This window comes from Streptomyces sp. NPDC046887, from assembly GCF_040644755.1.
Classification (GTDB): Bacteria; Actinomycetota; Actinomycetes; order Streptomycetales; family Streptomycetaceae; genus Streptomyces; species Streptomyces lichenis.
On sequence record NZ_JBEYXH010000037.1, the window covers coordinates 62,335 to 77,898 of the forward strand.

Genomic DNA, 15,564 nt, shown 5'->3' on the forward strand with positions numbered 1-15,564 from the left:
CCCGGTGGGGCCGGACGCCCTGCGGTGCTGCATGGCGGTGCCACCGCAAGGCCGGGCCTTCCCCCGGGGGACACCGGGGGATAGGCCGAGGGCCCGCCTCCCCCGTCGAACGGGGAGGCGGGCCCTTCTCGTATCCCGTGGGATACGCGGCTCAGCCGAAGAGCAGCTGCACCACGAAGTAGCTGAGCGCGGCGACCAGGGCCGCGGCCGGCATGGTGATGAACCAGCCCAGGATGATGTTCTTCGCCACGCCCCAGCGGACCGCGTTGACCCGCTTGGTCGCGCCGACGCCCATGATCGCGGAGGTGATCACATGGGTGGTGGAGATCGGGGCGTGGAAGATGAACGCCGAACCGAACATGATCGAGGCGCCGGTGGTCTCCGCGGCGAAGCCCTGCGGCGGGTCCAGCTCGATGATCTTGCGGCCGAGGGTGCGCATGATGCGCCAGCCGCCCGCGTACGTACCCAGCGACAGCATCACCGCACAGGCGATCTTGACCCAGATCGGGATGGCGTCGCCTGCGTCCTGGACATCGGCGATGACCAGGGCCATCACCACGATGCCCATGGTCTTCTGGGCGTCCTGGAGGCCGTGGCCCAGAGCCATACCGGCCGCCGAGACGGTCTGGGCTATCCGGAAGCCGCGCTTGGCCTTGTGTGGGTTGGCCTTGCGGAACATCCACAGGATCGCGCACATCACCAGATAGCCGGCGATCAGGCCGACCACCGGGGAGAGGAACATCGGGATGACGATCTTGTCCAGCACGCCGGACCAGATGACCTCGGTGCCGCCGGCGAGGGCCGCGCCGACCATGCCGCCGAAGAGCGCGTGCGAGGAGGACGAGGGCAGCCCGAAGTACCAGGTGACCAGGTTCCAGACGATCGCGCCGACCAGCGCGGCGAACAGGATGCCCATCCCGTTGCGCCCGTGCGGTGTCTCGATCAGGCCCTCGCTGACGGTCTTGGCGACGCCGCTGCCGAGGAAGGCGCCCGCGAGGTTCATCACCGCGGCCATGGCGAGCGCGGCCCGCGGGGTCAGCGCCCGGGTGGAGACCGAGGTGGCGATGGCGTTCGCCGAGTCGTGGAAGCCGTTGGTGTAGGTGAAGCCGAGCGCGACACCGATGGTCACGATCAGCGCGAAGGTGTCCACGAAGCTCAGGACTCCTTGACCGCGATGGTCTCCACCGTGTTGGCCACGTGCTCGAAGGCGTCCGCGGCCTCCTCCAGCACGTCCACGATCTGCTTGAGCTTCAGCACCTCCATGGCGTCGTACTTGCCGTTGAACAGGTGGGCCAGCAGCTTGCGGTGGATCTGGTCCGCCTGGTTCTCCAGCCGGTTGACCTCGATCCAGTACTCGGTGAGGCTGTCCATGGTCCGCAGGTGCGGCATGGCCTCGGCGGTCAGCTCGGCGGCCCGGGCGAGCACCTCGATCTGCTGCTCGACGCCCTTGGGCAGTTCCTTGACGTTGTAGAGGACGACCAGGTCGACCGCCTCCTCCATGAAGTCCATGATGTCGTCGAGCGACGAGGCGAGGGCGTAGATGTCCTCGCGGTCGAACGGCGTGATGAAGGAGGAGTTCAACTGGTGGAAGATCGCGTGGGTCGCGTCGTCCCCCGCGTGCTCCGCCGCCCGCATCCGCTCCGCGATCTCGGCCCGGGCGGAGGCGTCCGCCCCGAGCAGTTCCATCAGGAGCTTGGAGCCCGTGACGATGTTGTCCGCGGACGCGGAGAACATGTCGTAGAAGCTCGTCTCCCTGGGGGTCAGACGAAAACGCACGTGGGGTCCTCGGGGTGCATGGGGTTCGGTCAGGCTGATGCTAGGCGCATCATCCGGCCACGGCTAACCGGCGTTGTTCAGTGTCGCCCATCAGGCACAGTGAACAGAACCGCCCCCCGGCCACCTTTTCCGACCAGCCGGTATCATATGCCCCCGAGGGGTATGTAAACCCTTACAGGACAACGGGAGGACGCGATGACGACCACCGAGGCGGCCGGCCTTCCGGACGGCGGGAGCACCGAGGGTGTGACCGACGGTGCGGGCGCCGTGACCGATCACGAGGCGGCGGCCGGCCCGGACGCCTCCGCCCCCGCCGCTGCCACCGGCGAGATCGGGCCGGTGACCGACCACGACCACGGGGTGCACGGCTACCACAAGCAGAAGGACGAGCACCTGAAGCGGCTGCGCCGGATCGAGGGCCAGATCCGGGGCCTTCAGCGGATGGTCGCCGAGGACGTCTACTGCATCGACATCCTCACCCAGGTCTCCGCGTCCACCAAGGCCCTGCAGTCCTTCGCGCTCCAGCTGCTGGAGGAGCATCTGCGGCACTGCGTCGCGGACGCCGCCGTCAAGGGCGGGGACGAGATCGACGCCAAGGTCGAGGAGGCCACCAAGGCCATCGCCCGCCTGCTGCGCACCTGACCTCCCCCTTCTTCTTCCTCCCCGGCCTCACCTCAGGGCGCGGAGGCGCCGCGGGCCGCCGGTATGACGTTCAGCACCTCGTCGATACACGCGGCACTCAGCCGGTCCCCGTCCGATGCGGAGGCGGCGATCATCAGCTCGCCGCACAGGTCGATCTCGGCGAGGGCGACGAGGTCCTGGACGGTCGTCGGGCTGGGCGGTGGCACGCACATCACCTCTTCCTGCGAAGTGTTCCCCGGTCGTGGCCGCGGTCGCGGTCGCGCGACCCTTCCGGCTCCCCAGCGTAGGGAGCACGGCACGGTACGCGCATGACACGTCTGGACCATTCTTCCGACCACCCGGGCCGTGCCCCGCGCCGGGAGCCGCCGCCCCCTCCACCCCTTACATGCCGACCTTGCCGGTGTAGATGTCCCGCTCGGGCGGCAGCACCACGGTGACCGGGGCCCCGAACTCGTAGAGCAGGGTGGTGGAGGCCACCGCCACCGTCCGCCCCTCGTTGGCGAAGCTGAACTGGTGGCGGACCTTGCGCAGCCGCCCCTCCCGGTCCAGATAGGCGTCGAACGGGACGCTGTCCCTGGTGAACCCTTTCGCCGCTGCGGCGAGCACGGCGCGCAGCCGGGGGGAGGCGGCCCGGGCGGCGTGCCCCAGGTCGGCGACGCCCCGGTAGTGGGTGACCGGCACGCCCGCCAGCTCCTCCTCGCCGATGTGCCGCACGCCCCGTGCGCCGCGCAGCAGTTCGGCGGCGGCGGCCGGGTCGGTGGCCCCGCCGGTGACCAGGTTGCCGTCGGAGAGGGCGGCGGTGTCCAGCCGTACCCACTTGTCGGCGGGCACGCCCGCACCGCGGTTCTTCATGTAGAGGGCGCCGGGGGCGAGCAGTTCGGTGATGGGGCGGTGGCCCTCCGCGCCGGAGGGGTCGCGCGGCAGCACCACCTTCAGCCGCCCGTGCCCGGTGGCGAAGTCGTAGGCGCCCTCGCCCCGGATGGTGACCCGGGTGCCGCCGGTCGCCATCTCCATGGAGGTGCGCGCCTTGGACGTCCCGGCCCGGGCCAGCACCTCGGGGGCGGTACGCACGGCCTGGGCCGGGTCCGGGCCGGGGGTGGCGTCCGCCGCCGCGGAGCACCCGGTGGCCACCGCCCCCATCACGGCGGCCGTGACGGCGACCGCGCCGCCTCCGCGCCTGTGCTGCTGCACCATCGCCTGCCGACCCCCAACGCCGTACCGCCGCTGCCGAAGCCGGAAGCCGTCCCGCGCAGCCCGGAGTCCGGAGCACCCTCGTCGACCCGCCCGAAGTCCGCTCCGGAGCCGTGCGGCACGGCCCCCACTCGCTCCGCTTAACGACCGCCCCGGCGGCCCGTCACGCGCGCCGCCGCCCCGGTACGGTGGATCCGTGCCCGCGCATGATCCGACCGCTTCCGCTTCCCCGGCTCCTGCCTCCGGTACCTCCGGCCGCGAGACCGACGGGGACCACCAGACCACCACCACCGAGAACGGCGCGTTCTCCGTCGCCCGCTGCGGCTGCGGCTGGCAGGGGCCGGCCCGGAGGTCCCGCGACCGCGCCCGCACCGACGCCGCCGGGCACGCCCGGCCCGGCGCCGTCCCGCCGCCCCGACCCCCCGCGAGCTGACCACCACCGCGCCCCGGCGGGCGCCTCGCCGGCGCAAGAATCCAGCCAGTTTCAGAAATCAGCCCGCCTCAGCGGCCGATCGGGCGCCGCCCGGCCGGTGTCAGGCCGCCAGCCCCTTCTCCTCCGGCTCGGCGCCGGGGGCGGGGAGCGGCGACTGCTCGGTGACCGGGGGTACCGCCAGGCCCCGTTCCCGTACCGCCACGCGCCGGGACCGGACCAGCCGGCCGAGCCGTCCGGAGCGCGCCACCGCGGTGACCAGCGGGGTGAGCAGGGCGAGGGCGACCGGGGCGAGCAGCAGCGTCACCGCCGTACCGAGGGCGAGGCCGCCGATCACGTCGGTCGGGTAGTGCACGCCCAGGTAGACCCGGCAGAAGCCCTCGGCCAGGGCGAGGCCGATGGCGGCGAGGCCGAAGCGGCGGTGGGCCACGAACAGCCCGGCGGCCAGGGCCATCGCGAGGGTGGCGTGGTCGCTGACGAAGGAGTAGTCGGTCTTGCCGGGGACCAGGACCTCAAGGCCCTGGTGGTCCAGGAAGGGCCGTGGGCGCTCCACGAAGCCGCGGATGGGGATGTTGACCAGCAGCGCCACCCCGGCCGCCAGCGGGGCCCAGACGAGCCCGGCGACGGCCGCCACCGAGTCCTCGGCGCCACCGCGCCGCCGCACGCTCCACCAGCAGCCGAGCACCAGCAGGACGAGGGCGATCAGGATGCCGTACTCACCGGTGAACGCCATGGCGCGGTCGAACCAGGAAGGGGTGCCCTCCGTCAGGCCGTTGATGTCGTAGAGCAGGCCTACATCGGGGTTCGAACCGTCCGACGCGAGTCCAGCCATCTGCCGCGACCCCTTGCACTCGTGTTCCGTGACGCGCCCTGTGCCCATGGCGAAACGCCATGCGCCCATGGACAAGACAACGCCGCCGGGGAGGGTGACGTTCCACTCTCCACGGAACGATCACCATGACGTTATCGAAGAGTGACGCGTCGTCCCAGCTCAGGCGCTGCCGGGCAGCTCTGTCGGCAACGCTTTCGCGCCATCTTCCGTCACCCGGGTGGCCCCGAAGTAGTCGGGGGTGTCGATCTTGTCGAAGCGGATGACGGCTCCGGTGAACGGCGCGTTGATCATGTAACCGCCGCCCACGTACATCCCGACGTGCCGGATCGCCCGAGAGTTCGTCAGGTCATCCGAGAAGAAGACCAGATCACCCGGGAGCAGCTCCTCGCGGGACGGGTGGGGGCCCGCGTTGTACTGGTCGTTCGCCACCCGGGGTAGCTCGATCCCCACGGTCCGGTACGCGGCCTGGGTGAGCCCGGAGCAGTCGAAGCGGCCCTGCTGCTCGGGGGTGCCGTTGCCGCCCCACAGATAGGGGGTGCCGAGCTTGGACTGGGCGAAGGAGATGGCCGCGGCCGCCTGGCGGGACGGCTCCACCCGGCCGACCGGGCGGGCGAAGCTCTGCTCCAGACTGCGGATGATCTTGACGTAGTTGCGCGTCTCGCTGATGGCCGGGACACCGCCCGCCCTTATCACCCGGTAGGCCCCGGCGTTGTACGCGGCCAGCATGTTGCTGGTGGTGTCACCGGGAACGTCCTTGACGTACTTCGCCAGTTCGCAGTCGTACGAGGCGGCCGAGGGGATGGCGTCCGCCGGGTCCCAGATGTCCCGGTCGCCGTCGCTGTCGCCGTCCACCCCGTGCGCCGCCCAGGTGCCGGGGATGAACTGGGCGATGCCGCGCGCGTCGGCGGGGCTGACCGCCCGCGGGTTCCAGCCGCTCTCCTGGTAGAGCTGGGCGGCGAGCAGCGCGGGGTTGATCGCCGGGCAGAGGTTGCCCCACTTCTGCACCAGCGGCTGGTACGCGGCCGGGACGGCGCCCTTGGCCAGTCCCACCGCCCCGGCGACACCCGCCCCGGCCCCGCCGAGCAGCCCGGCGGCGGCGGAGTACGTCCCGACCACCAGCAGCGCGACGAAGCTCAGGCAGACGCCGACCGAGATCCCGGTCACCAGCAACGCCTTACGCACCGTCAACCACCCCTATACGGCGGGGCCGTGCGCCCCGGCGCCAGTGTAGGTTCCACCGCCCCGCCCGTGGAGGCGCACGACAGGTCCGACCGGATGTGTCCGCCCCTCCCGGCCCCGCACCGCCGCCGCCCGGCGGGTCCCGACGCCCGGTGCGGCGCCCCGCCCGGCCCCGTACCGCCGCCCGACGGGACCTGATGCGGCCGCCCTACCCGGCCCCGCACCGCCGCCCGACGGGACCCGATGCGGCCGTCCTGCCCGGGTGCCGCCCCGACCGCGCCCGGCGCCCGGGTGCCGCCGCGGCCGCGCCCGCCCGGGTGCCGCCCCCTTTCACCGCTTGCGCCCCACACCCCCGTACATCGCCACCTCGCCCGCCGGGCCGGCCGCCTCCGGCCGCCAGCGGGAGCAGGAGACCACCCCCGGATCCAGCAGCTCCAGGCCGTCGAAGTACCGGGCGACCGCCTCCGGGGTGCGCTGGGTGAGCCTCGGGGTGCCGTGCTCGTTCCAGAAGGCCACCGCCGCGTCCACGTCGGGCATCTCCGGATGGCGCACGGTGTGCGAGAGCACCAGATGGCTGCCGGGTGCCAGCGCGGCCATCAGCCGCCGCACCACCGCGTACGACTCCGCGTCGTCCTCGACGAAGATGACCACCCCGAGCAGCATCAGCGCCACCGGCCGGTCCAGGTCCAGGGTCCGCCCCGCCGCCGCCAGGACGGCGTCCACGTCCCGCAGATCGGCGTCCAGGTAGTCGGTGCGCCCCTCGGGGGTGCCGACCAGCAGCGCGCGGGCGTGGGTGAGCACCAGCGGGTCGTTGTCCACGTACACCACCCGCGCCTCGGGGGCTATCCGCTGGGCGACCTCATGGGTGTTGTCGGCGCTGGGCAGCCCGGTGCCGATGTCGAGGAACTGCCGGATGCCGGCGGTTCCCGCCAGGTGGCGCACGGCCCGTCCGAGGAAGAGCCGGTCGGCCCGGGCGTAGTCGCCGATCCCGGGGTGCAGCTCGCGTATCCGGTCGCCGGCCTCCTTGTCGACCGGGTAGTAGTCCTTGCCGCCGGTCCAGTAGTTCCAGATGCGCGCGGTGTGCGGTCGGCTGCTGTCGATCCGCGATGCCGTACCGGTCATCTCCGTCATCCCGCCAACGTACGACCGTCTGTGCGCCCCTGACGCCCCTTCGGCGACTTCCGCACCGGCACCCGGGCCCGCCGGTGCGCCCTCCCGCTCCCCTGCCCCCCTCACTGACCCTCCCTCAGCAGAGGGGCGCTGGACGGGCGCGGGCCACTGGCGCACCATGGCTGCGGCAGGGGCCGCGCGCATATGGCCCAAGGTGAACCAACGACAGTCATTGCCCAAAGTCACTGTGCGTGATACACAGAGTGACCATACGCGTCCATGCATACTCCCGAACCTCTCCCGTCGCAGGTCAGCGGGGCCGGATCGGTCATATGTGCGGGGATCGGGTAAAGAGACCAGCCAAGTCGGCGCACCTGGGCGGTTTCATCAGCGAAGATAGTGCGGTGACCCGTGCCATGGGGCAGGGGCGACGAACTACCCAACAGGGGCGGTGAGTTACATGTACCTGGCGGCCGAAAAGGGCGATATCACCACCATCATCGGAGGAATCGCCCCCAACTGGGGTCCCTTCGGAGGCCTGGGCAACGAGGCCCGCGTGATGATCGAGGTGGTGATGGCCGTCGCCATCCTGCTGTGCCTCGGCATCGCGATCTGGGGCGCGGCCAAGCAGCGCATCGGGGCGACCGCGCTGCGGGACACCTTCAGCGCGGAGCAGGGCAAGGGCCTGATCGTCGCCGGGCTGACCGGCGTCTTCATCATCGGCTCCCTGGGAACGCTCTTCACCATCGTGTACGGAATGGCCGTCTAGCCCGCGCCCCACGGTGGGCCGCCCTCCCCGAACCGCTCGCTCCACATGTCCAGTCACCACAACGAACCGCAACCGGATGAGGGGGCGTTCCCGTCATGAGCCTCGGCGACGAGCACGGCGGCCTCGGCGGCCGGGGAGGCGGCACGGGGCAGACCCGCACCCGACTGCCCGACACCGGCTCCCCCGACGCCTACGGCACCCCCCGCCGCACCCCCCGCGCCTCCCGCTCCCTCATCACGGTCGTGGGCGTGGTCGTGCTGCTGATCGCCGCGATCGCCTTCGCCAACCGGGGCTCCGGCGGCGGCGGTGACGACGGCACCGACGCCGCCGCCCCCCGTACCAACCCCACCGCCCCCACCGGCGTCCCCCCGGTCACCGGCAAGAACGGCCCCCTCCCCGCCGGCTTCGCCCGCGACGAACAGGGCGCCCAGAGCGCGGCGGCGAACTACGCGGTGGCACTCGGCTCGGACGCCATGTTCCAGCGCGACAGCCGGCGCGCCATCGTGCGCGCCGTCCACGACCCGGCGGTCGCCGAGGACTTGGCCGACCGGATGGACAAGGCCTACTCCGCCACCCTGCTCAGCAGCGTCGGGCTCGGCGAGGACGGTTCCGCCCCCGAGGGCAGCACCTTCGTCTCCCGGACCATCCCGGTCGGCACCAAGGTCGTCGACATCACCGGTGACAAGGCCACCGTGGAGGTGTGGTGCACCGGGCTCGTCGGGCTGGCGGGCGACGACTCCACCCGGCCCGTCACCCACAACTGGTTCACCCTCACCGAGAAGCTGACCTGGGTCGGCGGCGACTGGAAGGTCGCCTCCTCCAGCCAGAAGGAGGGCCCCACACCGGTCAACGGTGACAACCGCGCCGCCACCTCGGACGAGATCGCCGATGCCGTCGCCGGATACGGAGGCTTCACCTATGCGCGGTAGCCCTCGCACCTGGTCCGCCCTCGGGGCGGTCGTCGCGGTACAGGCGGCCCTGTTCGCCGCCGCCTCCCGGGCCGCCGCGGCGCCCACGCCGACGCCCTCCGCCCCGGCACCGTCCCCCAGCCCCAGCAACAACGCCTGCGATCTGCTGGTCGGCGCGTCAAGGGACCGCTGCCTCGGGGACGACAGCGGGGCCGGCACGGGTCGCACCTCCCGCTCCCCCCTCCAAGACCCCACCTCCGCCCTCGACCCCCTCGGCTCCCTCGCCAAGGGCTGCGCCGACGCCGCCGCGTGGATCGTGGAGAAGCTCAGCAAGGCCGTCACCGGCACCGCCGAGGTCGACTTCACCAACACCGCCTTCCTCCAGCAGTACGCGATCGTCTTCGCCGCCTCCACCGTCCTCACCCTCGTCCTGTGGCTGCTGGCCGTCGCCAAGCGCGCCATCCGCGGCGTCCCCCTCTCCACCGCCCTCTCCGAGGCCATCGGCTTCCTCTGGCTGACCGTCCTGGCCTCCGCCTTCACCCCGCTGATCCTCTACACCGTGGTCTCCGCCACCGACGGCATCACCGAGGTCATCGCCAAGGGCACCGGCGGCCAGACCGACGCCTTCTTCGGCTCCTTCGCCGAAGCCCTGAAGAAGGGCGACGACATCGGCGGCGGACCGATCATGCTGATCGTCGTCTCGCTCGTCTCGATCCTCGCCGCGGGCGTCCTCTGGCTGGAACTCGTCATCCGGGCCGCCCTGCTCTACGTCGGCGCCCTGCTCGGCACCGTCGTCTACGCCGGCCTGGTCGACAAGAACATGTGGGGCCACGTCCGCCGCTGGGCCGGCATCATGATCGCCGTCATCCTGGTCAAACCGGTCATCGTCATCGTCCTCGGCCTGGCCGGCGCCCTCTCCGGCGACGAGGGCCCCGACGCCTTCTCCGCCGTCGTCTCCGGCCTCGCCATCATCCTGCTGGCCATCTTCGCCTCCGCGATGATCTACCGGTTCGTCCCCGGCTTCGGCGACGAGATCGCCGCCGCCCGCACCAACCGCAAGCAGGCCACCGACGGCTCCCAGGCCGCCGCCGTGATCTCCTCCCCGGCCGCCCTGGTCTCCCAGGGCATCAAGACCCACAGCAGCCGCTCCCACCAGCAGGGCGGCGGCGGAGGCGGCGCCGTCCCCAGCAACCAGGCCTCCGGCGGCATGGCGGCCCACAGCAGCCGCACCCCCACCAGCGGATCCACCGGCGGCAACAGCCCCAGCGGAGGCACCGGCACCGGCGGCATCGGAGCCCCGCCCCCCCGCAACCCCGGCGGCACCATCGGCACCCCCCACAGCCACCGCACCGGCAACACCGGCGGCCCCACCGGCGGTAAGAGCAGCAGCACAGGAACCACAGGAGGTGCAGGGCGTTGACGACCCAGTCCCACCCGCTCACGCCCCGCCGCACGTATCTCATCGGCCGCGCCCGGCCGAACGCGATCGTCGGCAAGAACCGCGAGACCGGCGAGATCACCCTCATCATCGCCGGAGCGTTCCTCGGCATGATGAGCGGCCTGCTCATCCCCCTGCTCTCGCTGCGCATCGTCGCCCTCGCCGGCTTCCCCATGCTGGCGCTGGCCGCCGTCTACGTCCCCTACCGCGGCCGCACCTTCTACAAGTGGTTCGAGGTCAACCGCAGCTTCAAGCGCACCCTGCGCACCGGCACCCTCTACCGCTCCTCCGCCATGGAGGCCGGCACCGCACTCGACGGCCGCGAGGTCGAGATCGGCCCGCCGCCCGGCATCGGCCGCATCAGCTGGCTCTCCGCCCCCTTCGGCCCGGACGAGATCGCCGTCCTGCTCCACGCCGACCGGCGCACCGTCACCGCCGCCATCGAGATCGAGGGCCCCGGCGTCGGCCTGCGCGACAGCGAGGACCAGGAAGCCCTGGTCGACCGCTTCGGAACCCTGCTCAAGCACGTGGCCAACGGCGACGGCTTCGTCACCCGCCTGCAGATGCTCGCCCGCACCCTGCCCGCCGACCCCGACGCCCACGCCAAGGACGTCGCCCAGCGCGGCGACACCACCTCACCCCGCTGGCTGCGCGAGTCCTACGACCAGCTCCAGTCCATGGTGTCCACCAGCAGCGAGCAGCACCGCGCCTACCTGGTCGCCTGTATGCACTACACCCGCGAACTGGCCGCCGAGGCCAACGCGATGGCCCGCGCCGCCCGCCAGGCCGCCGGCACCCGCAAGCTCGACAAGGACGCCGGACTCGCCGTCGTCATGGCCCGCGAGCTCACCGACATCTGCGCCCGCCTCGCCGAGGCCGACATCCGAGTCCGCCAGCCGCTGGGCCAGAGCCGGCTCGCCTCCCTGGTCCACTCCATGTACGACCCGGACCATCCCATCGACCACATCCAGGCCATGACCCGGCGCAACGCCTGGCCCGCCGAGCTCGACGCGGTCCAGCCCACCTACCTCCAGGCCAAGACCCGCGAGTCCACCACCCGCGCCCCCTGGTGCCACGCCACCGCCTGGGTCAAGGAGTGGCCGATGACCCCCGTCGGCGTCAACTTCCTCGCCCCGCTCCTCGTCCACACCCCGGACGTGATCCGCACCGTCGCCGTCACCATGGACCTCGAACCCACCGAGATCGCCATCGAGCGGATGCTCACCGAGAAGACCAACGACGAGGCCGAGGCCAGCCGCGCCGCCAAGATGAACCGCACCGTCGACCCCCGCGACATCGCCGCCCACGGCCGGCTCGACCAGCGGGGTGAAGACCTCGCCAGCGGCGCCGCCGGGGTCAACATCGTCGGGTACATCACGGTGTCCTCCCGCTCCCCCGAGGCCCTGGCCAGGGACAAGCGGACCATCCGGGCCTCGGCCGGCAAGTCGTACCTCAAGCTGGAGTGGTGCGACCGCGAGCACCACCGGGCCTTTGTGAACACGCTTCCGTTCGCCACCGGCATCCGCCGCTAAGGGGCCACCTCAGATGCGAGATCCGCTGTCCGTCCTCACCGAGGCCTTCACCGCCTTCCTCTTCGGGAAGGTCGAGACGACCCGGCTGCCCGTCCGCACCTCCACCGGCCAGGCCCAGGCCGTCTACCTGCCCACCGCCGCCCCCGGCCTCGGCGACTCCGGCGTGATCATCGGCCGCGAGGTCTACAGCGGCAAGGGCTATATCTACGACCCGTTCCAGCTGTACGGACAGCAGCTGCCCGCCCCCCACTGGCTGGTCCTCGGCGAATCCGGCAACGGCAAGTCCGCCCTGGAGAAAACCTACGTCCTGCGCCAGCTCCGCTTCCGCGACCGCCAGGTCGTCGTCCTGGACGCCCAGGGCGAGGACGGCGTCGGCGAGTGGAACCTCATCGCCGAGGAGCTGGGGATAACCCCCATCCGGCTCGACCCGACCGCCGCCCTCAACGACGGCATCCGGCTCAACCCGCTCGACCCCTCCATCACCACCACCGGCCAGCTCGCCCTGCTGCGCACCATCATCGAGGTCGCCATGGGCCGCGGCCTGGACGAACGCTCCGGCTTCGCCCTCAAGGTCGCCCACGCCTACGTCAACGCCAGCATCACCAACCGCCAGCCCGTCCTCACCGACATCGTCGAGCAGCTCCGCCACCCCGAGCCGGAGTCCGCCGCCGCGATGAACGTGGACCTGGACGACGTACGGGCCTGGGGCCTGGATGTCGCCCTCGTCCTGGACCGGCTGGTCGACGGCGACCTGCGCGGCATGTTCGACGGCCCCACCACCGTCGGCATCGACCTGGACGCCCCGCTCATCGTCTTCGACCTCTCCCATATCGACCGCAACTCCATCGCCATGCCCATCCTGATGGCGATCGTCGGCGTCTGGCTGGAGCACACCTGGATCCGCCCCGACCGGAAGAAGCGCATCTTCCTGGTCGAAGAGGCCTGGCACATCATCAACAGCCCCTTCGTCGCCCAGCTCTTCCAGCGGCTGCTGAAGTTCGGCCGCCGCCTCGGCCTCTCCTTCGTCGCCGTCGTCCACCACCTCTCCGACGTGGTCGACGGCGCCGCCGCCAAGGAGGCCGCCGCCATCCTCAAGATGGCCTCCACCAGGACGATCTACGCCCAGAAGGCCGACGAGGCCCGCGCCACCGGCCGCGTCCTCGGCCTGCCCCGCTGGGCCGTGGAGATCATCCCCACCCTCACCCCCGGCATCGCCGTCTGGGACGTCAACGGCAATGTCCAGGTCGTCAAACACCTCATCACCGAGGCCGAACGCCCCCTCGTCTACACCGACCGAGCCATGACCGAGGCCTCCGACCCCACCGAGTTCACCGACGACCACCTCCCCGAGGAGATCCGGGCCGCCGAATGGGAGGCGGAGCAACGCGCCGCCTTCATCGAGCAGCAGATGGACGAGGCCTCCCGCTCCACCGTGGCGTAAGCCACCGGAGCGGGCCTCCGCCCACCCTCCTGCCCACCCAGCCCGAACCGGGGACCCGCCCATGACCCGACGACACACCCCACCGCCCTCCTCCCCGTCCCCTTCTCCCCAGGGCGGCATCCCGGACGGCCTCCTCATCGGCCTGATCGCCTTCCTCCTCAGCCTGACCGTCCTGGTCTACACCTCCACCGGCCTCTCCGCCCTGTTCGCCCACGGCTCCTGGCCGACCGGGATCACCTACGCCGGCACCCCCGACGCCATACGCGCCCTGGCCTCCCAGCCCCACAACCTCCCCGCCGCCTGGCCCGCAACCCCACCCGCCGAACTCTCCGGCTACGGACTCTTCTGGGGCCTGTTCATCGGCCAGCTGATGGTGCTGGTCGTCCTCACCATCTTCGTCCTCGGCACCCTGGCCCGCTGGCGCGCCCTACGCCGCCACCGCGCCACAACACCCGCTGACCCACCCGCCCCTCACGAACCCGTCTACGAAGCACCCCCGGCCCCCACACCCCCACCATTCACACCGCCCCAGGCCCCGTCCCCGCCACCGGCCGTCCCGGCCCCAGCGGCCTCCTCGTCCTCCCCGACCTCGCCGACCTCCCTCACTCCCCTCCACTACGGCTCCGCCGAGACCCGCCTGGCTCTCGCCCGCACGGCCGTCCAGGACGCCGAAGGCGCCGTCCTCGTCGTCACCTCCAGCCCCGCCCTGTGGGCCGCCACCAAGGACGCCCGCGCCAAACTGGGGCCGGTACTCCTCTACGATCCGGGGCACCTGTGCGACTCACCGGACCGCCTGCACTGGTCACCGACCACCGGCTGCGAGGACCCCGCCACCGCCCAGGCCCGCGCCCGCGCGCTGCTCGCCCCCACCCGCCCGCGGGCCCGTATCGACGAGGCGACCGCGGACACCGCCGAGACCCTGCTCCGCTGCTGGCTGCACGCGGCCGCCGTCGACGGCCGGCCCTTCCGCCAGCTCCACCGCTGGGCCCAGAACAGCGGAGCGCATGAGCCGGTACGCATCCTGCGCACCCACCCCAAGGCCGCCCACGGCCACGCCGGCCTGCTGGAGGCGGCGCTCACCGCCCACCCCGAACGCCGGGACGCAGCCCTCGCCCTGACGGCCCGTACGCTGGCCGCGCTCTCCACTGTCCACATCCGCGAGGCCTGCACCCCCAACCGAACCGACACCCTCGCGCTGGATTCCTTCGCCTCCGAAGGGGGAAGCCTCTACGTGGTGGGCGAGGCCATCGAGGACGGCCGCACCCGCCCGGGCGCGATGCCGCTGCTGACCGCGCTCGTCGCAGACGTGGTCGAGCACGGCCGCCGCATGGCCGCACGGTCATCCGACGGTCGGCTCGACCCACCACTGACGCTGGTCCTGGACGACATCGCCGCGGTGGCCCCGCTGCCGGACCTCCCGCAGCTCCTCGCCGCCGGCACCACCATCGGTCTGCCCACCACCGCCCTGCTCCGCTCCCCCGAGCAGGCCCGCGACCGCTGGCCCGACGGCCGACTCGACGGCCTCCCCCGCGAAGGCCCTGCCCCCGCCGCCTTCAGACACCCGTAGGCCGTAGCACCTCGTACTCCAACTCCAGCGCCCCACTGGCGTCCCCGGCCGCCGGCAGACCGTCCCCCGACGGCAGAAAGCCCACCTTCCGGTAGAACGCCTCCGCCCGCCCGTTCCGCTCGTGCACATAGAGCCGTACGCGCTCGATCCGCGAAGCCCCGCCCTCGGCCCCCTCACCGCGCTCGACCGGCGGCAACTCCAACGACCACGCCCACTCCACACCCGCCTGGAACAGGGCCTCGGTCACTCCCCGCCCGCGAGCCGCAGGACGTACGAAGACCCCGACCACATGCGCCTGATCGACCAGCGGCCGCGCCCCGAACACCGCCTCAGCCCCGGCACGCTCCACCAGAACCGCCAGGCTCCCCACCCACTCCCCCGCCGACGTCTCGGCCACGAACTGGCGCTTCAGGCCCCCGCCCTCCGCCACCCCCGCGGTCCGCTCCTGCCACCAGACATCTGGACGGCTCACCGCCTCCTCGTACGTATCGAGAAAGGCAACGGACGCCGCCGGATCCCGCAGCGAGTCCAGCCGGAAGTCACGGGCCTGACGCCACTCGTCCGCACGCACCGGACGTATCACGTGTTCCATGCCCCGATGTTCACCGCCACCGTCGAGCTGGTCAACGTTATCCAGGTCTCAAAGATCCCCCTAAACGCAGAAAAGCCCCGTACCGATACCCGGTACGGGGCTTTCCCACAACAATTGTTCGGCGGTGTCCTACTCTCCCACAGGGTCCCCCCTGCAG

The 15,564-nt window shown here is 71.9% G+C and carries 16 protein-coding genes; 8 read left to right on the forward strand and 8 right to left on the reverse strand.

What is annotated here, in order from left to right:
* Nucleotides 1–151: 151 nt before the first annotated feature.
* The gene (locus tag ABZ945_RS26905; RefSeq protein WP_248637392.1) at nucleotides 152–1,150 is read right to left on the reverse strand and encodes an inorganic phosphate transporter; all 999 of its coding nucleotides are present in this window, start codon (nucleotides 1,148–1,150) and stop codon (nucleotides 152–154) included.
* Between the two features lie 5 nt (nucleotides 1,151–1,155).
* Nucleotides 1,156–1,776, reverse strand: coding sequence for a DUF47 family protein (locus ABZ945_RS26910; RefSeq protein WP_248637391.1), 621 nt, complete (start codon nucleotides 1,774–1,776; stop codon nucleotides 1,156–1,158).
* Nucleotides 1,777–2,043: 267 nt separating this feature from the next.
* Between ABZ945_RS26910 and ABZ945_RS26915 the strand changes: the two genes are divergently transcribed.
* Entirely contained in the window at nucleotides 2,044–2,418 is a 375-nt protein-coding gene (locus ABZ945_RS26915; protein ID WP_361274495.1) for a metal-sensitive transcriptional regulator, read from the forward strand.
* Between the two features lie 32 nt (nucleotides 2,419–2,450).
* Here the strand turns inward: ABZ945_RS26915 and ABZ945_RS26920 are convergent, their stop codons facing one another.
* Both ABZ945_RS26920 and ABZ945_RS26925 read right to left on the reverse strand, forming a co-directional pair.
* Nucleotides 2,451–2,630, reverse strand: coding sequence for a hypothetical protein (locus ABZ945_RS26920; protein ID WP_361274458.1), 180 nt, complete (start codon nucleotides 2,628–2,630; stop codon nucleotides 2,451–2,453).
* A gap of 169 nt (nucleotides 2,631–2,799) precedes the next feature.
* Nucleotides 2,800–3,612, reverse strand: coding sequence for a hypothetical protein (locus ABZ945_RS26925; RefSeq protein ID WP_361274461.1), 813 nt, complete (start codon nucleotides 3,610–3,612; stop codon nucleotides 2,800–2,802).
* A gap of 193 nt (nucleotides 3,613–3,805) precedes the next feature.
* Between ABZ945_RS26925 and ABZ945_RS26930 the strand changes: the two genes are divergently transcribed.
* Nucleotides 3,806–4,042: a hypothetical protein gene (locus tag ABZ945_RS26930; RefSeq protein WP_361274463.1), complete on the forward strand. Its 237-nt coding sequence runs from the start codon at nucleotides 3,806–3,808 to the stop codon at nucleotides 4,040–4,042.
* A 100-nt stretch (nucleotides 4,043–4,142) separates the two neighbouring features.
* Here ABZ945_RS26930 and ABZ945_RS26935 read toward each other — a convergent pair whose 3' ends face one another.
* From ABZ945_RS26935 to ABZ945_RS26945, 3 genes are all read right to left on the reverse strand, one after another.
* Nucleotides 4,143–4,871 (reverse strand): phosphatase PAP2 family protein, encoded by a 729-nt coding sequence (locus ABZ945_RS26935; RefSeq protein WP_361274465.1) that lies wholly within the window; start codon nucleotides 4,869–4,871, stop codon nucleotides 4,143–4,145.
* Between the two features lie 159 nt (nucleotides 4,872–5,030).
* Nucleotides 5,031–6,038 carry a bifunctional lytic transglycosylase/C40 family peptidase gene (locus tag ABZ945_RS26940; protein WP_361274497.1) on the reverse strand — a complete coding sequence of 336 codons (1,008 nt, stop codon included), beginning with the start codon at nucleotides 6,036–6,038 and terminating at the stop codon, nucleotides 5,031–5,033.
* 342 nt (nucleotides 6,039–6,380) lie between these two features.
* Nucleotides 6,381–7,172 (reverse strand): SAM-dependent methyltransferase, encoded by a 792-nt coding sequence (locus tag ABZ945_RS26945; RefSeq protein ID WP_361274500.1) that lies wholly within the window; start codon nucleotides 7,170–7,172, stop codon nucleotides 6,381–6,383.
* 448 nt (nucleotides 7,173–7,620) lie between these two features.
* Between ABZ945_RS26945 and ABZ945_RS26950 the strand changes: the two genes are divergently transcribed.
* From ABZ945_RS26950 to ABZ945_RS26975, 6 genes are all read left to right on the forward strand, one after another.
* Nucleotides 7,621–7,929 carry a hypothetical protein gene (locus ABZ945_RS26950; RefSeq protein WP_027731936.1) on the forward strand — a complete coding sequence of 103 codons (309 nt, stop codon included), beginning with the start codon at nucleotides 7,621–7,623 and terminating at the stop codon, nucleotides 7,927–7,929.
* Nucleotides 7,930–8,024: 95 nt separating this feature from the next.
* A complete protein-coding gene (locus ABZ945_RS26955; RefSeq protein WP_361274468.1) occupies nucleotides 8,025–8,858 on the forward strand; it encodes a hypothetical protein in 834 nt (277 codons plus the stop codon).
* Nucleotides 8,848–10,257, forward strand: a complete 1,410-nt coding sequence (locus tag ABZ945_RS26960; protein ID WP_361274471.1) for a hypothetical protein — start codon at nucleotides 8,848–8,850, stop codon at nucleotides 10,255–10,257. Before ABZ945_RS26955 ends, ABZ945_RS26960 begins: the two co-directional genes overlap by 11 nt.
* Nucleotides 10,254–11,807, forward strand: a complete 1,554-nt coding sequence (locus ABZ945_RS26965) for an SCO6880 family protein (protein WP_361274473.1) — start codon at nucleotides 10,254–10,256, stop codon at nucleotides 11,805–11,807. Before ABZ945_RS26960 ends, ABZ945_RS26965 begins: the two co-directional genes overlap by 4 nt.
* Nucleotides 11,808–11,820: 13 nt before the next feature.
* Complete coding sequence (locus tag ABZ945_RS26970) at nucleotides 11,821–13,248, forward strand: ATP-binding protein (RefSeq protein ID WP_361274476.1); 1,428 nt, start codon at nucleotides 11,821–11,823, stop codon at nucleotides 13,246–13,248.
* A 61-nt stretch (nucleotides 13,249–13,309) separates the two neighbouring features.
* Nucleotides 13,310–14,815 (forward strand): type IV secretory system conjugative DNA transfer family protein, encoded by a 1,506-nt coding sequence (locus ABZ945_RS26975; RefSeq protein WP_361274479.1) that lies wholly within the window; start codon nucleotides 13,310–13,312, stop codon nucleotides 14,813–14,815.
* Here ABZ945_RS26975 and ABZ945_RS26980 read toward each other — a convergent pair.
* On the reverse strand, nucleotides 14,802–15,407 hold the full coding sequence (locus tag ABZ945_RS26980) for a GNAT family N-acetyltransferase (RefSeq protein ID WP_361274481.1): 606 nt from the start codon (nucleotides 15,405–15,407) through the stop codon (nucleotides 14,802–14,804). The two genes, ABZ945_RS26975 and ABZ945_RS26980, sit on opposite strands and share 14 nt — an antisense overlap.
* Between the last annotated feature and the right edge of the window lie 157 nt (nucleotides 15,408–15,564).

Coding starts and splice junctions, on each gene's coding strand:
- ABZ945_RS26935 (WP_361274465.1), bottom strand. CDS start 4,871: ATGGCTGGACTCGCGTCGGACGGTTCGAACCCCGATGTAGGCCTGCTC.
- ABZ945_RS26960 (WP_361274471.1), top strand. CDS start 8,848: ATGCGCGGTAGCCCTCGCACCTGGTCCGCCCTCGGGGCGGTCGTCGCG.
- ABZ945_RS26980 (WP_361274481.1), bottom strand. CDS start 15,407: ATGGAACACGTGATACGTCCGGTGCGTGCGGACGAGTGGCGTCAGGCC.
- ABZ945_RS26920 (WP_361274458.1), bottom strand. CDS start 2,630: ATGTGCGTGCCACCGCCCAGCCCGACGACCGTCCAGGACCTCGTCGCC.
- ABZ945_RS26925 (WP_361274461.1), bottom strand. CDS start 3,612: ATGGTGCAGCAGCACAGGCGCGGAGGCGGCGCGGTCGCCGTCACGGCC.
- ABZ945_RS26975 (WP_361274479.1), top strand. CDS start 13,310: ATGACCCGACGACACACCCCACCGCCCTCCTCCCCGTCCCCTTCTCCC.
- ABZ945_RS26955 (WP_361274468.1), top strand. CDS start 8,025: ATGAGCCTCGGCGACGAGCACGGCGGCCTCGGCGGCCGGGGAGGCGGC.
- ABZ945_RS26950 (WP_027731936.1), top strand. CDS start 7,621: ATGTACCTGGCGGCCGAAAAGGGCGATATCACCACCATCATCGGAGGA.
- ABZ945_RS26945 (WP_361274500.1), bottom strand. CDS start 7,172: ATGACCGGTACGGCATCGCGGATCGACAGCAGCCGACCGCACACCGCG.
- ABZ945_RS26970 (WP_361274476.1), top strand. CDS start 11,821: ATGCGAGATCCGCTGTCCGTCCTCACCGAGGCCTTCACCGCCTTCCTC.